The sequence below is a fragment of the Modestobacter lacusdianchii genome (genome assembly GCF_054177765.1).
This window is the reverse complement of sequence record NZ_JBJJTJ010000050.1, coordinates 1-14,142: the sequence shown is the minus strand read 5'-3', so window position 1 is coordinate 14,142 and position 14,142 is coordinate 1. Positions and strand designations below refer to the sequence as shown.

Sequence of the window (14,142 nt, the reverse complement as noted above, 5' to 3'; positions counted from 1 at the left end):
CGCGATGAGCCGGCCGGGAGCGGGCGCCCGCCCCCCCGCCCGCCCGCCCCCCCCGCCCCCCCCGCCGCCCCCCCCCCCCCCCCCCCCCCCCCCCCCCCCCCCCCCCCCCCCCCCCCCCCCCCCCCCCCCCCCCCCCCCCCCCCCCCCCCCCCCGACGTGCGTCCGCGGCCGGATGACGTCTCACCTCCCCGGGTGAGGCGCGGCTCCAGCACCACCGTGCACCTGCCGTTGCCCGACGTGACGCAGTCCGTCCCGGCCGGGGGCGGGCCACGCCCGCAGAGGAGCGCGACACCGTGGACCGCGACACCGCAGAGGCCGCCGCACGCGTGCTGGTCGCCGACGACGAGGAGGACATCCGCCTGCTCGTCACCCTCGCCGTGCGCAAGGCCGGGTGCACGGTGGTCGCCGCCGTGGCCGACGGGTCCCAGGCCCTTGCCTCGGCGCGGGCCGAACGCCCCGACCTGGTGGTCCTGGACGTGTCGATGCCCGGCGCCACCGGGCTGGAGGTCTGCGCCGCCCTGCGGCAGGACCCGGTGACCGCGGGGTGCCGGGTGCTGCTCCTCTCCGCCGGCGCCTCCCCCGACGACGTCGCCCGCGGGCTGGCCGCGGGTGCCGACGCCTACCTGCCCAAGCCGTTCACCGTGGCGGCCCTGGTCGCGCAGGTGCGCCGGCTCGTCACCGTCGGGAGCCCGGCATGACCGTCGTCGCCACCCCGCCGCCGCGCACCGTGCACCGGCCCGTCCCCCGGGCCCTGCCGGCCGGCCTCGCCGTGGGCGCCGTCGCCGCCCTGGGCGTGCTGCTCCTGCGGCCGCCCGTGCCGGTCGTCGTGCTGGCCGCGGTCACCGCGCTGGGCGCCGTCCTCGAGCTCGCCCGCCGGCTGCGCGGCCAGCTGGCCGCCGCCGAGGAGCTGGAGGCCCAGCGGCTGGAACTGGTCTCCCGCGGCCGGTCGACCGCCGACGAGCTCGAGGTCGCCACCCGGATGATGCGGGCCCGCGCCCAGACGATGACCAGCGTGATCGACGCGGTCACCGAGCAGTCGATCATCGGCACCGACCCGGACGGGCTGATCCGGGTGTGGAACCCCGGGGCGGAGCGGATGCTGGGGCTCCCCCGCGCCGACGTCGTCCGCAGCCGGTCGATCACCGACTTCCACGCGCCGGAGGAACTGGGCACCGAGGGCGCGCCGGGCACGCCGGCGGAGCGGTTCGCCGCGCTGGTGCAGGGCGCCCGGGAGCACGGCAGCGACGTCCGGGACTGGACGTACCTGACCGCCGACGGTCGCCGGCTCACCGTCTCGGTGGCGATCACCCCGCGCACCGACGACGACGGCGAGCAGGCCGGCTGGAACTTCGTGGGCACCGACATGACCGAGGCCCGGGCCGCCGAACGGCTCAAGGACCAGTTCGTCAGCCTCATCTCCCACGAGCTCCGCACCCCGCTGAGCTCGATCCTGGGCTACCTCGAGCTGGTCCTGGACGACGACGAGCAGCCGCTGACCGCCGAGCAGCGGCAGTACCTGGGCACCGTCGAGCGCAACGCCCAGCGGCTGCTGCGGCTGGTCGGGGACCTGCTGTTCACCGCCCAGGTGGACGCCGGCCGGTTCACCCTCCAGCCCGAGGACGTCGACCTCGCCGGCGTCGTCCGGGCCGCGGAGGAGACCGCCCGCGTGACGGCCGCGGCCCGCGGGGTGACGGTCTCCGTCGAGGCGCCGGTCACCGGACCGGTCGTCCGCGGGGACGCGCTCCGGCTGGGGCAGGCCTGCGACAACCTGGTCTCCAACGCGGTCAAGTTCACCCCGGGCGGGGGCCAGGTGACCCTGCGCCTGCGGCAGGCCTGGCAGCACGAGGACGGCGCGATCGTCGAGCAGCCGGCGCCGAGCGCACGGCCGGTGGCGCTGCTGTCGGTCAGCGACACCGGGGTGGGCATCCCCGCCGGCGAGCAGGGGCAGCTGTTCACCAGCTTCTTCCGCGCCTCGACGGCCCGGCGCAACGCCGTCCCCGGGGTCGGGCTGGGCCTGACCATCACCAAGGCGATCACCACCGCGCACGGCGGCACCCTGGACGTGAGCAGCGTCGAGGGCCGCGGGACGACGTTCACCCTCACCCTGCCCCTGGACGGCGTCCCCGCCGCCTGATCACCGCCTGCTCCCCCACGACGCCCCCGCCGGCCTGCCCGGCGGGGGCGTCGTCGTCTCCACCGCCGGCCCGGGTCGGGTCGGGTCGGGTCGGGTCGGGTCGGGTCGAGTCGAGGGGATGGTGCTCCGGCCGGCGCAGCGCGGCCGCGAGCTCGTGCCGCCAGGACCGCAGGGTCCGTCGACCTCTTCTTGCGGTTCTCTTGCGGATCGCTGGCGGGTGCCCTGCGGATGGGCCTCCAGAGTCGTGTCTGTCGCCGGGAACACCCGCCGACACGGGACAGACCAGGGAGACAGCGATGACCGCCACCACCACCAACCGCAGCCGCACCACCCGCAAGATCATCGGCTCGCTCGGCATCATCGGTGCCGCCGCCGCCGTCGCCGGCATGGGCACCTTCGGCACCTTCACCGACAGCACCGCCCCGCTCAACGCCTCGGTCGCCTCGGGGACCCTGTCCCTGGACCTCGCCGCTGGCGGTGCGGCCGGCATGACCATGAACGCCGCGGGCTTCGTGCCCGGCGACTCGATCAGCCGCTCGGTGGAGCTGGTCAACAGCGGCAACCTCGCCATGTCGAGCGTCTCGCTCGTGTCCACCGCGACCACCCAGAGCGTCCTGACGACCGACAAGGTCAACGGCCTGCAGCTCGGCGTCGACTCCTGCTCGGTCAAGTGGACCGAGACCATCGCGGCCAACGGCGCTGCCACCTACACCTGCTCCGGTACCACCGTGCCCCTGTACACCCAGGGCTCCGGTGTCGTGACCCCCGGTACGAGCCTCCGTGACGTCGCCAGCAAGAACGTCGGCGGCACCGACCACCTGCGGGTCACCGTGACGCTCCCCGCCAGCGCGGACAACAACTTCCAGGGCAAGACCGCCGGCCTGTCGATCAACTTCGTCGGGGCGCAGCAGACCGGCACCAACCGCTGATCCGGCGCCGTCCGCCCACTTCCTGACCCCTGACCGGAGGACCCGCCATGACCACCGCCCTGCTCGCACCGCTGGCCCGCACCACGGACATCGCGATCCCGCACCGTCCCGCACGTCAGCTGGTCCAGGAGCCCCGCACCGCGGGCCTCGGGATCCGTGCGGCTCGCCTGGTGGGCCGCTGGCTGCTCCGGCTCGTGGTCACCGTCGCCGTCCTGGCGTTCGGCGTCCTGGCGGTCGGGCCGCACGTCCTGGACTACCGGACGATGACGATGCTCACCGGCAGCATGTCGCCGGTGATCGACCCGGGTGACGTCACGGTCGTGACGCCGCTGCCGGTCGACGAGGTCGCCGTGGGCATGATCATCGCCTACCACATCCCGATCGACGACCACCGCCTGGTCAGCCACCGCGTGGTCTCCGTCGAGCACGGGGCCGACGGGGCGGTCACCGTCGAGACCAAGGGCGACGCGAACGAGGCCGTCGACCCGTGGAAGGCCACGCTGCAGGGCGACACCGCCTACCAGGTGCAGGCGGTCATCCCCGAGATCGGCAACGCCATCCAGGTGCTGCGCACGCCCGTGGTGAGCCAGGCGCTCGTCTACGGGGCCCCCGCCCTGCTGGCCGGCTGGCTGCTGCTGTCCATCTGGCGGCCGGCGAAGGTCGAGCAGGAGGACGACACCGAGGGTGACCGGGCATGAGCCGGATGCGCCGCAGCCTGCTGCTCCTCACCGTCGCCGTCGCCACCGTGCTGGGGCTGACCATCGCCCCCGCCCAGGCCACCTTCACCGCCCGGGCCGCCACCACCGTCGACGCCAGCACGCTGACCGTCGCGCCGGTCACCGGCGCCTCGACCGCCGGCACCCGCTGCTCGACGACCTACACCTACAACGGGTGGAACAACACCTGGTACGCCAGTCGCACCCTGCACGCCCAGGTCTCCTGGACCGCCAGCGCCACGACCCGCGGGGTCACCGGCTACGAGCTCACCGCCGTCTTCCGCGACGGCAGCACCTACCCGCTGGCCACCGTCGGCCCGGGCACCACCAGGATCGCCCAGGACGTCGACGGTTCCTACGCCGACCAGGGCATCCGGGTCCGCATCACCACCCTCACCAGCTACGGCTGGACCTCCACCCCGGCCCAGACAGGAGCAGTGACGTGCTGACCGCCCTCGTCATCGACGCCTCCCCCGCCGCCCGGCAGCAGGTCACCGGCCTGCTGGAGCTGGCCGGCTGGGGCGTCCACGAGGCCGGCGACGCCGAGGACGCCCGCTGGCTCACCGCCACCATCGCCATGGACCTGGTGGTCACCGCCGCCACCGTCACCGGGGCCGCCAGCGGCCCCGCACTGCTGACCGAGCTGCGCGCCGCCGGCAGCACCGCCCGATTCCTGGTGGTCACCCCCGAGCCGACCGACGAGGTGCGCGCCGCCGCTGCGGCCGCCGGCGCCCTCGCCTGCCTGGCCGCCCCGTTCGACGCACGGCTGCTGCTCGACCTGGTGCGCAACCGGAGCGCCGCCGCGCCCGCCGGACCCCTCGACCTCGTGGACGTCGAGGACCTGGAGGACGCCGACCTGGACGCCGAGCTCATGGACCGGCTGCGGGTCATGTACGACGACGCGCTGCCGACCCGGCTGTCGGCGATCGCCCGGGGCGTCCGCTCCGGTGACCCCCGCGCGGTGGCCACCGCCGCCCAGGCCCTCGCCGGCCCCTCCGGCCAGCTCGGCCGCCCCGAGCTCGCCGACGTGTGCCAGGCGATCGCCGCCGACGCCCGCCGCGGGATCATGGCCCACGGCCGGCTCGCCGAGCTCAGCGGGCTCGCCGCCCCAACCCACCGCCGAGGCGACGTCGACCGGCGCCGCCAGCTGGCCTTCGCCGCCGACGCGGCCGCCGGGCGGGCCGACCTGGCGGGCCTCGTGCACGCGGTGGACGCGGCGGCCGGCCGGATGCTGGCCCGACGGGGCGACCTCGCCGCCTGAACCGGACCACGACAACGAGGCCCGGCTCCCCTCACGGGGAGACCGGGCCTCGTCGTCGGATGCAGCTGTGTTCCCTCGCGCCCACCTCCCGCCCCGGCGTGCCGGGGCCGGGCGTGGGTGCGCCCTCAGGCCACGAGGCGGTACCCCACCCCCCGAACGGTCTTGATCTCGGGGTTGCTCAACCCGGCGGCAGCGAGCTTGCGCCGCAGGTTGGACATGTGTGCCTCGACCAGGCGGAGGTTCCCCTCCCAGTCGGTCTGCCAGACCTCGCGCAGCAGCGTCTCCCGCTGCAGCACCCGGCCGGGCCGGGAGACGAGGGCGGCGAGCAGGTCGAACTCGGTACGGGTCAGGTCGACGGCCGCGCCCTCCACCCGCACCTCGCGGCTGTCCGGGTCGACCTCGAGGTCGGCCAGCCGCTGGACGGAGTCCTCCACCGGCGTCCGCGGCTCCGGGACCGCGACGGTGCGCGGCCGGCGGAGCATCGTCTGCACCCGGGCCACCAGCTCGCGCGGTGAGAACGGCTTGGCCATGTAGCCGTCCGCCCCGACGGCGAGGCCGATCAGCAGATCGACCTCCTCCGCCCGCGCGGTCAGCATCAGCACGTAGCAGTCGGTCTCGGCGCGCAGCTGCCGGCACACCTCGGTGCCGTCGGCGTCGGGCAGGCCCAGGTCCAGGACGACGACGTCGGGCGCCTCGCGGCGCACCTCGGCCAGGCAGGCGGCACCGGTGGTGGCCTCCCGCACGTCCATCCCGGCCCGGCGGAGCACCGTGACGACGAGCTCACGGATCTCGTCGGTGTCCTCGACGACGAGCACGGACTGACCCGACACGACCCCTCCCAACGACAGATCACCAGCGGGCACGCCACTCCGGCGTACCTGCTGGTGATCGTCACGGAGCGGTCCCGACTCCAGCCCTGGCCGGGCCGACCGCCCCGAACGGGTGAGGGTGCACCTGCCGCTTGCGCTTCCGGCCCCCTTTCAGGGGCCCGCCGCGAGCTTGCGAGTGGTGGGGGGAAAGGGGGTCCTTCTTCAGACGAAGGCGCTCATCCCGGTGATCGAGCGGCCGACGATGAGGGTGTTCATCTCCCGGGTGCCCTCGTAGGAGTACAGCGCCTCGGCGTCGGCGAAGTACCGGATGACGTCGTTCTCCAGCACGATCCCGTTGCCGCCGAACAGCTCCCGGGCCCAGGCGACGGTCTCCCGGCCTCGGCTGGTCACGTACAGCTTGGCCAGCGCGGCCTGGTCGTCGCGCAGCGCGTCGACCTCCTGCAGCTGGGCGATCCGCACCGTCATCCCGAGGCTGGCGGTGACGTTGCCGAGCATCCGGGCGAGCAGGTCCTGGATCAGCTGGAACGAGCCGATCGCCTTGCCGAACTGGTGCCGCTCCCTGGCGTAGGCCGCCGCCACCTCGTAGGCGCCCAGCTGGCAGCCGACGCCGCTCCAGGCCACCCCGCCGCGGGTCACCTTGAGCACCTTGTTGACGTCCTTGAACGAGTTGCCACCCTCGAGCTTGTTGCCCACCGGGATGCGGCAGTCGGTGAAGGTCAGGTCGGCGTTCTGCACGGTGCGCAGCGCGAACTTGTCCTCGATCTTGGTGGCCAGGAAGCCGGGGGTGCCCTTCTCCACGACGAAGGTCTTCACCTGGTCGTCGGCCTCGTCGCGGGCGAAGACCACCACGACGTCGGCGAAGGTGCCGTTGCCGATCCAGCGCTTGGCACCGTTGAGCACCCATTCATCGCCGTCCCGCCGCGCGGTGGTGCGCATGCCGCGGGCGACGTCCGAACCGCCCTCGGGCTCGGTCAGCCCGAACGCGCCGATGGTCTCCATCCGCATCATCGCCGGGATCCAGCGCTGCCGCTGCTCCTCCGAGCCCAGGATCATGATCGAGCCCATGGCCAGGCCGTTGTGCACGCCGAGGAAGGTGGCCATCGACGGGTCGACGCGGGAGAGCTCCATCGCCTGGAAGCCGGTGAACAACCGGGAGGCGCGGGGGCGGCCGTCCCAGTCGTAGGAGCGGCCCACGATGTCGGCCTCGGCGAACTTCGGGATCAGGTCGTGCGGGAACTCCGCGGCGGCCCAGGACGAGTTGACCCGCGGCTTGACCTCCGACTCCAGGAACTCCCGGAGCGCCAGCAGCTCCTTCTGCTCGTCGTCGGGCAGCAGGCTCTGGAAGGCGAAGAAGTCAGCGGGCAGGAGCAGCTCGGTCATGTCGGCGGTGCCTTCTCTCTCGTCGTCGTCGACGTCCTCCCCGATGCTCCGCCCGATCCGGCACCCCAGCCACCGAGCGTGTCCCACCTCACCCCCGCGCGCACCGTCGAGTGACAGCTCAGCGGGCCCCCACTGCCCCGGGAGCCCGCTGAGCTGTCACTCGACGAACGGTTCGGGGCTCACTGCCCGTAGGAGAGGCGCAGGTCGGCCCACAGCAGGTGGTTGACCCGGTACCGGAGGTGGCCGGTGAGGCTCTCGTCGGGCGGCTCCCCCACGGCGGTCAACGTCCAGCGGAGCGCCGTCTCCGACCCCACCGGTCGCAACTGGAAGGCGAGGAGGAGGTCGGGACGGCGCGGCCACAGCGACCGCCACGCCAGCCGATCCGGTGCGCCGTCGTCGACCACCACCGGCGCCACCTCGTCGTCCACCAGGACCAGCCAGGGCCGCGCACCCGGCTGGTGCGGTTCGGCCAGCGACCGCCGGACGACGGACGGGGGTGCCGGCAGCCGGCGCGCTCTGGTGCCGACGACGGTCGTGGCCACCGGCGGATCACCCATGCCGGCACGGTAGGACGCCGGCGGTGGCGCTGTCCTGCCCTCTCCCGCCGCACCCCCGAGCCGTCCGGGTGAGCAGCGGGTCAGCTCAACGGGCGGGTGCCGGGTGGGAGGGCGCCGCCGGCGACGAGGTCGGCGACGGCGTCCTGCAGCGCGGTGAGCGCCACCCGCTGGGTGAACGGGCCGGTCGAGACCCGGGCGACCCCGAGCTCGGCCAGCTCCCGCACCGACGGCGTGGCGCCCGGGACGCTCAGCAACGAGACCCGCCCGCGGCCCAACCCGTCGACCAGGGCCGCGATCTCCGCCCGGGCCACCACGCCGGGCACGAACACCACCGGCGCACCGGCCGCCAGGTAGGCCTGCCCGCGGCGCACCGCCTCGGCGAGCAGTGCGTCGCGGTCGGCGGCGGCGTCGGCCAGCAGGTAGACGTCGGTGCGGGCGTTGAGCACGACGTCGATGCCGGCGTCCCGGCCGGCGCGCAGCACCGCCTCGACGGCGGCGACCGCGTCGTCCAGCGGCCGCAGCTGGTCCTCCAGGTTGCCGCCGACGACGCCCACCGCGATCGCCCGGCGGGCGGTCTCCCCCGGGTCGCCGTAGCCGGCCTCCATGTCCATCGACACCGGCAGGTCCACGGCCCGGGCGATGCGGGCGACCATGTCCAGGTGCACGTCGAGCGGGATCTGCTCGCCGTCCTCGTGGCCGAAGGTGGCCGCGATCGCGTGGCTCGCCGTCGCGATCGCCCGCACGCCGGGGGTGCCGGCGACGACCCGCGCGGAGGCGACGTCCCAGACGTTGGCCAGCACCAGCGGCTCCGGCGCGGTGTGCAGGTCGAGCAGGGTGCGGGCGCGGGTGGCGAGGTCGGTCACGGGAGCAACGTAGCCACGACGCGGCGCGCTGACCGGCGGGTTCCGGCCGTGGCGGTGGCCGCTCCGTCGTCCGGCCGGGCGCTCTCTAGCCTGTCGGCATGGTCTCCCTGGGCACCCCGCTGTCTCCGTCGGCCACCCGCGTGCTGCTGCTGGGCAGCGGTGAGCTGGCCAAGGAGGTGCTGATCGCGCTGCAGCGCCTGGGCGTGGAGACCATCGCCGTCGACCGGTACGACCACGCCCCCGGCCACCAGGTCGCGCACTCGGCGCGCACGATCACGATGAGCGACCCGGCGCAGCTGCGGGCGCTGGTCGAGGCCGAGCGCCCGGACGTCGTCGTCCCGGAGATCGAGGCGATCGCCACGCAGACGCTGGTCGAGCTGGAGGCCGAGGGGGTGCGGGTCGTGCCGACCGCCCGCGCGGCGCGGTTGACCATGGACCGCGAGGGCATCCGCCGGCTGGCCGCCGAGCAGCTGGGCCTGCCCACCAGCGCGTACCGCTTCTGCGACTCGCTCGAGGAGCTGCGCGCCGCGGCCGGCGAGGTGGGCTTCCCGTGCGTGGTGAAGCCGGTGATGTCCAGCTCCGGCAAGGGCCAGAGCAAGCTCGACGGCCCGGACGACGTCGAGGGCGCCTGGGCGTACGCGATGGCCGGTGGCCGGGTCGCCGGCACCCGGGTGATCGTCGAGGGCTTCGTCGACTTCGACTACGAGATCACCCTGCTGACCGTGCGCTCGGTGCGCGACGGCCAGACCGTCACCGACTTCTGCGCCCCGATCGGGCACCGCCAGGAGGCCGGCGACTACGTGGAGAGCTGGCAGCCCCAGCCGATGTCGCCGGTCGCGCTGGACCGCGCGCAGGCGATCTCGGCGGCGGTGACCGCGGAGCTGGGCGGGCACGGTGTGTTCGGCGTGGAGCTGTTCGTGCGCGGGGACGACGTGTGGTTCTCCGAGGTCAGCCCGCGGCCGCACGACACCGGCATGGTGACGATGACGACGCAGTGGCAGAACGAGTTCGAGCTGCACGCCCGGGCCCTGCTGGGCCTGCCGGTCGACACCACGCTGCGCAACCCCGGTGCCTCGGCGGTGGTCTACGGCGGTGTCGAGGCGGCCGGCATCACCTTCGACGGGGTCGACGAGGCGCTCGCGCTGCCGGGAGTGGAGTTGCGGCTCTTCGGCAAGCCGGAGAGCTTCACCCGCCGCCGGATGGGCGTGGCGCTGGCCCGCGCCGAGGACGTCGACGCCGCCCGGGTCACCGCCCGCGAGGCCGCCTCCCGGGTGCGCCCCCGCGCCTGAGCCGGGCGCCGGCGTCCACAGCGGGGCACCGGGTCCACAGTCGGCCGGCCACCGGCGCGGGCTGCCCCGTGCCGCCGTCAGGCTGGTCGGGCACCCGCACGTACGAGGAGAGGACGACCGATGACCGCCGACGAGGTGCGGATGCTGCTGCTGGCCGGTGGCCGGCTCGCCGCCGAACCCGGCGTGCAGGCAGCCGAGCTCGACCCGGTGGTCGCCCGGCTGGTGCGCCGCGACGACGGGGTCGACAGCGACGGCCAGGCCCAGCAGCTGCTCACCGAGGCGCTGCCGCGACTGTGGGAGGGCGGCTGGCAGCCGGCCGACGTCGTGCACGCGGCGCGCCGACGGGTCAGCCAGCGGGGCGCCCGGCTGGTGGCGGCGGTGGTCGCGGCCGAGGGCGAGGCGGCCCAGGGGGCGCCGCCGGAGGCCTGGGCAGCGCAGCTCGCGGCGCTGCCGGCCGGCCCGCGGTCGGTCACCGGGTGGTGGCAGGGCGAGCGGGTGCAGCCGGCCGCTGCCTGGCGGGACGTGCTGCGGGTGGTCGGGCTGTTCCGCTCGCTGCCGCGGCTGGAGCAGCTGGCGCCCCCGCCCAGCGGCTGGTCCGCGGCGCTCTGGCCGGTCGAGGTGCCGGGCAGCGAGGCCGACGCCAAGGTGCTGCACCGGATCCGCTCGCTGCTGGCGAAGGCGGAGTCGACCGAGTTCACCGAGGAGGCCGAGGCGCTGACCGCCAAGGCCCAGTCGCTGATGGCCCGGCACGCGATCGACACGGCGGTGCTGGCGCAGCGGGAGGGCCGCGCGTCGTCCGGCGGGGTGGCCGCGCGGCGGCTGCACCTGGACGACCCGCACACGGAGGCGAAGGCGGCCGTGGTGCAGGCGGTGGGCAACGCCAACGGGGTGCGGGTGGTGCTGCTGCCCTCCTTCGGCATCGCCACGCTGGTCGGTTTCCGCGAGGACGTCGACCTGGTCGAGCTGCTGGTCACCTCGCTGCTGCTGCAGGCATCCCGGGCACTGGCCGAGGCCGCGCGCACCGGTGGGGCCCGGGCCCGCTCGACGCCGTTCCGGCGGGGCTTCCTGTACTCCTACGCCCAGCGGGTCGAAGAGCGGCTCACCGAGGCACGCGAGGCGGCGACCGCCGAGGCGCGGGCCGACTACGGCGCCGAACTCGCCCCGGTGCTCGCCGAGCGGTCGGCGGCGGTCGACCGCGCGGTGGAGGAGCTGTTCCCGTCGCTGCGCCGCCGCAGCGGCAGCACGGTCGACCCGGCCGGCTGGCACGCCGGCCGGCGGGCCGCCGACGACGCCGACCTCGGCAGCGGCACCGGCCGCCGCGCGCTGCCCAGCACCTGACCCCGGCCCCCTTCCAGGGGCCCGCCCCGAGCCTGCGAGGGGTGGGGAGGAAGGGGGTCCTTCTTCAGATCAGGACGTCGAAGGTGGAGCCCAGGTCGCGGATGAGCATCGCCTGCTGGGTCAGGTCGGTGGCGGTGGTGAGCCACCCGGCCACGAACATCAGCGACTCGGCCGAGGTGTCGTCCAGCGACGCCGTCGTCGCCGCCATCGCCGCCTGAGCCACCGCACTGCACGCCAGAGTCATCATGACCGGCCCCTTTCGTCTCTCCAGGGGTCGGCAGGACCGCGCAGTTCCTGAAGTGACCGACCGGGCCGGACCCACCCCGGACGAGGGAGGTCGACACGGCCCCCGCAGGACGCGGTCGGCACAGCCCCGCGGACCGAGGTCGGCACTTCCCGCGCAGCGGGGAGATCAGCGCAGGCCGGCGACGATCAGCTGCAGCAGCGACTCGTAGGTGGCCGCCGGGTCGGCGGTGAGCACCGCCCCGCCGAGCTCCAGGCTCACCGCCCCGTGCACCGAGCTCCAGATCACCTGGGCGGTCTCCAGGGGGTCGCCCTCCCGCAGCGCGCCGCGGGCCATGCCGTACCGCACGTGGTCGACCAGCGCCTCGAAGGCGGCGGTGGCGTGCGCGAGGAGCTCCTCGGCGCCCTCGGTGGGCAGCGGACGCCCGCCGAACATGGCCCCGTAGTGCTGCGGCCGGTCGAGTGCGAACTGCCGGTAGTTGCGCCCGCTGGCCAGCAGCCGGGCGACCGGGTCGGGGTCGTCGTCCTGGCTGACCGCCGCGCGCAGCCCGTCGAACCCGCGCACCAGCACCGCGGCGATCAGGCCGTCCTTGCTGCCGAAGCGGTTGTAGACGCCCATCGGCGCCACCCCGGCCTCGGTGGCGACCGCGCGCACGGTCACCGCCCCCAGGCCGTCGCGGACGAGCACCCGCTCGGCCGCGTCGACCAGCGCCTGCTCGACCGCGCGGCTGGGGGTGCGCCCGGCACCGGGCCTGACATCCGTCACGACCTCATCCTCCTGCACCGATCACGCTTGCCCGCTCATAGAACAACGTCCTACGGTTATGGCACATCGTTCTACGACACGGAGGCCGTGATGACCACTCCCCCGCCTGCACCCGCCACCCGTCGGTGGTGGGTGCTCGCCGTGCTCTGCCTGTCCGTGCTGCTGGTCAGCATCGACAACACGATCGTCAACGTCGCGCTGCCGACCCTCAGCCGCGAGCTGTCGGCCAGCACCAGCGACCTGCAGTGGGTCGTCGACGGCTACACGCTGGCCTTCGCCGCGCTGCTGCTGCTCGGCGGCGCGCTCGGCGACCGCTTCGGCCGGCGGCGGGTGCTCCAGGCCGGGCTGGTCGGCTTCGCCCTGACCTCCGCGCTGGCCTCGGTCGCCACCAGCACCGACCAGCTCATCGCCGGCCGCGCGGCCATGGGCGTGGCCGCGGCCGCCGTCTACCCGGCCACCCTGGCCCTGCTGGTCACCACGTTCACCGACCGCCGCGAGCGGGCCACCGCGCTGGGCGTCTGGTCGGCGGTCACCGGCCTGTCGGTGGCGATCGGCCCGGTCACCGGCGGTCTGCTGCTGGAGCACTTCGCCTGGGGCTCGGTCTTCCTGGTCAACCTGCCGATCGCCGCGGTCGCCCTGGTCGCCGGCCGGCTGCTGGTCCCGGAGTCCCGGTCCGCCCGGGCACACGGCTTCGACCTGGTGGGCGCCGCGGCCTCGGTGCTCGGCATCGGCCTGCTGGTCTGGACGACGATCGAGGCACCCGGCCACGGCTGGGGCTCGGCGACCACCCTGGGCGGCTACGCGGTCGCGGCGCTGGTGCTCACCGGCTTCGTCGTCCACGAGCTGCGCACCGCCGAGCCGCTGCTGGACGTCCGGCTGTTCCGCGACCCCCGGGTGTCGGTCGGCAGCGGGGCGATCGCCCTGGCCTTCTTCAGCCTGTTCGGCTTCATCTTCATGATCACCCAGTACTTCCAGTCGGTGCGCGGCTACGGCACGCTCACCGCCGGCGTGGCCACGCTCCCCTTCGCCACCGTCATCGGCGTCACCGCGCCGCTGGCGATCGTCGCGATGCGCGCGGTCGGCACCAAGCTCGTGGTGGCGGCCGGTCTGCTGACCATGGCCGCCGGCTTCCTCGTCGCCACCGGCACCACGTTGGAGTCGGCCTACTGGGGCCGGATCGTGCTCGCGATGGTGCTCATGGCCGCCGGCCTCGGGCTCGTCACCAGCCCGGCGACCGAGGCGGTGATGGGCGCGCTGCGCGGCGACCAGGCCGGCGCCGGCTCGGCGGTGAACGACACGGTGCGGGAGGTCGGCGGCACCCTCGGCGTGGCCGTCGTCGGCTCGGTGCTCAGCACCGTCTACGGCCCGGCCGTGGTCGACGGGCTCACCGCCGCCGGCGCCCCGGCCCAGGCCGCGCAGACCGCGGCCGACTCGGTGTTCGCCGGGCTGGCGGTGGCCGGAGAGCTGCCCGACGCCGCCCTGGCCGCCGTCCAGCAGTCGTTCCTGGACGGCGTGACGGCCGGGTCCTGGGTGTGCGCCGCCGCGAGCGCGGTCGGCGCGGCCGTCGTCCTGGTCTTCCTGCCCGCCCAGCACCGGGCTGCCGAGCCGGCTGTCCCGCGCACCAGCGAGCCTGCGGCGTCCCTCACCTGACGACGTCCGCCCGCAGCAACGACTGTCCCCCTGCAGCAACGTTGGTGCGGGGGGACAGCCGGTGATCAGGTGACCCGGTGTCAGGGGGTCGTCGCATCACCCCAGCTGAGGGGTGCTGTCGATGGTGGCGACGCGGGCGAACATGCGGGTGTTCTGGGCGGGAATTGCTGAGGGGCTGCCGACGGC

General features: G+C 74.9%; 15 protein-coding genes. 9 read left to right on the top strand and 6 right to left on the bottom strand.

What is annotated here, in order from left to right; translation table 11 throughout:
* Positions 1–293: 293 nt before the first annotated feature.
* The 6 genes from ACJTNH_RS20370 to ACJTNH_RS20345 all read left to right on the top strand — a co-directional run bounded on the left by ACJTNH_RS20370 (position 294) and on the right by ACJTNH_RS20345 (position 5,040).
* Positions 294–698, top strand: a complete 405-nt coding sequence (locus tag ACJTNH_RS20370; protein ID WP_458179035.1) for a response regulator transcription factor — start codon at positions 294–296, stop codon at positions 696–698.
* Complete coding sequence (locus ACJTNH_RS20365; RefSeq protein ID WP_458179033.1) at positions 695–2,134, top strand: sensor histidine kinase; 1,440 nt, start codon at positions 695–697, stop codon at positions 2,132–2,134. The genes ACJTNH_RS20370 and ACJTNH_RS20365 overlap by 4 nt, the downstream gene beginning before the upstream one ends.
* Positions 2,135–2,430: 296 nt before the next feature.
* The gene (locus ACJTNH_RS20360; RefSeq protein ID WP_458179031.1) at positions 2,431–3,063 is read left to right on the top strand and encodes a TasA family protein; all 633 of its coding nucleotides are present in this window, start codon (positions 2,431–2,433) and stop codon (positions 3,061–3,063) included.
* A 47-nt stretch (positions 3,064–3,110) separates the two neighbouring features.
* A complete protein-coding gene (locus ACJTNH_RS20355) occupies positions 3,111–3,761 on the top strand; it encodes a signal peptidase I (RefSeq protein WP_458179029.1) in 651 nt (216 codons plus the stop codon).
* On the top strand, positions 3,758–4,228 hold the full coding sequence (locus ACJTNH_RS20350) for a hypothetical protein (RefSeq protein WP_458179027.1): 471 nt from the start codon (positions 3,758–3,760) through the stop codon (positions 4,226–4,228). Before ACJTNH_RS20355 ends, ACJTNH_RS20350 begins: the two co-directional genes overlap by 4 nt.
* On the top strand, positions 4,222–5,040 hold the full coding sequence (locus ACJTNH_RS20345; protein ID WP_458179025.1) for a response regulator: 819 nt from the start codon (positions 4,222–4,224) through the stop codon (positions 5,038–5,040). Before ACJTNH_RS20350 ends, ACJTNH_RS20345 begins: the two co-directional genes overlap by 7 nt.
* A gap of 125 nt (positions 5,041–5,165) precedes the next feature.
* On the opposite strand, the gene ACJTNH_RS20340 is transcribed toward ACJTNH_RS20345, so the two are convergent.
* From ACJTNH_RS20340 to ACJTNH_RS20325, 4 genes are all read right to left on the bottom strand, one after another.
* Positions 5,166–5,870, bottom strand: coding sequence for a response regulator (locus ACJTNH_RS20340; RefSeq protein WP_458179023.1), 705 nt, complete (start codon positions 5,868–5,870; stop codon positions 5,166–5,168).
* Between the two features lie 201 nt (positions 5,871–6,071).
* The gene (locus ACJTNH_RS20335; protein WP_458179021.1) at positions 6,072–7,250 is read right to left on the bottom strand and encodes an acyl-CoA dehydrogenase family protein; all 1,179 of its coding nucleotides are present in this window, start codon (positions 7,248–7,250) and stop codon (positions 6,072–6,074) included.
* A 179-nt stretch (positions 7,251–7,429) separates the two neighbouring features.
* Entirely contained in the window at positions 7,430–7,807 is a 378-nt protein-coding gene (locus tag ACJTNH_RS20330; RefSeq protein ID WP_458179019.1) for a hypothetical protein, read from the bottom strand.
* An 80-nt stretch (positions 7,808–7,887) separates the two neighbouring features.
* Positions 7,888–8,670 carry an isocitrate lyase/PEP mutase family protein gene (locus ACJTNH_RS20325; RefSeq protein WP_458179017.1) on the bottom strand — a complete coding sequence of 261 codons (783 nt, stop codon included), beginning with the start codon at positions 8,668–8,670 and terminating at the stop codon, positions 7,888–7,890.
* 98 nt (positions 8,671–8,768) lie between these two features.
* On the opposite strand from ACJTNH_RS20325, the gene purT reads away from it, so the two are divergent.
* Complete coding sequence (purT, locus tag ACJTNH_RS20320; RefSeq protein ID WP_458179015.1) at positions 8,769–9,959, top strand: formate-dependent phosphoribosylglycinamide formyltransferase; 1,191 nt, start codon at positions 8,769–8,771, stop codon at positions 9,957–9,959.
* Between the two features lie 120 nt (positions 9,960–10,079).
* A complete protein-coding gene (locus ACJTNH_RS20315; RefSeq protein ID WP_458179013.1) occupies positions 10,080–11,297 on the top strand; it encodes a DUF2786 domain-containing protein in 1,218 nt (405 codons plus the stop codon).
* A 64-nt stretch (positions 11,298–11,361) separates the two neighbouring features.
* On the opposite strand, the gene ACJTNH_RS20310 is transcribed toward ACJTNH_RS20315, so the two are convergent.
* Both ACJTNH_RS20310 and ACJTNH_RS20305 read right to left on the bottom strand, forming a co-directional pair.
* Complete coding sequence (locus ACJTNH_RS20310; protein ID WP_458179011.1) at positions 11,362–11,544, bottom strand: hypothetical protein; 183 nt, start codon at positions 11,542–11,544, stop codon at positions 11,362–11,364.
* Positions 11,545–11,709: 165 nt separating this feature from the next.
* Positions 11,710–12,306: a TetR/AcrR family transcriptional regulator gene (locus tag ACJTNH_RS20305; RefSeq protein ID WP_458179009.1), complete on the bottom strand. Its 597-nt coding sequence runs from the start codon at positions 12,304–12,306 to the stop codon at positions 11,710–11,712.
* Positions 12,307–12,396: 90 nt separating this feature from the next.
* Between ACJTNH_RS20305 and ACJTNH_RS20300 the strand changes: the two genes are divergently transcribed.
* A complete protein-coding gene (locus tag ACJTNH_RS20300; protein WP_458179007.1) occupies positions 12,397–13,956 on the top strand; it encodes a DHA2 family efflux MFS transporter permease subunit in 1,560 nt (519 codons plus the stop codon).
* The last annotated feature ends 186 nt before the right edge of the window (positions 13,957–14,142 follow it).

Coding starts and splice junctions, on each gene's coding strand:
- ACJTNH_RS20360 (WP_458179031.1), top strand. CDS start 2,431: ATGACCGCCACCACCACCAACCGCAGCCGCACCACCCGCAAGATCATC.
- ACJTNH_RS20315 (WP_458179013.1), top strand. CDS start 10,080: ATGACCGCCGACGAGGTGCGGATGCTGCTGCTGGCCGGTGGCCGGCTC.
- ACJTNH_RS20330 (WP_458179019.1), bottom strand. CDS start 7,807: ATGGGTGATCCGCCGGTGGCCACGACCGTCGTCGGCACCAGAGCGCGC.
- ACJTNH_RS20335 (WP_458179021.1), bottom strand. CDS start 7,250: ATGACCGAGCTGCTCCTGCCCGCTGACTTCTTCGCCTTCCAGAGCCTG.
- ACJTNH_RS20355 (WP_458179029.1), top strand. CDS start 3,111: ATGACCACCGCCCTGCTCGCACCGCTGGCCCGCACCACGGACATCGCG.
- ACJTNH_RS20310 (WP_458179011.1), bottom strand. CDS start 11,544: ATGATGACTCTGGCGTGCAGTGCGGTGGCTCAGGCGGCGATGGCGGCG.
- ACJTNH_RS20365 (WP_458179033.1), top strand. CDS start 695: ATGACCGTCGTCGCCACCCCGCCGCCGCGCACCGTGCACCGGCCCGTC.
- purT (WP_458179015.1), top strand. CDS start 8,769: ATGGTCTCCCTGGGCACCCCGCTGTCTCCGTCGGCCACCCGCGTGCTG.
- ACJTNH_RS20350 (WP_458179027.1), top strand. CDS start 3,758: ATGAGCCGGATGCGCCGCAGCCTGCTGCTCCTCACCGTCGCCGTCGCC.
- ACJTNH_RS20300 (WP_458179007.1), top strand. CDS start 12,397: ATGACCACTCCCCCGCCTGCACCCGCCACCCGTCGGTGGTGGGTGCTC.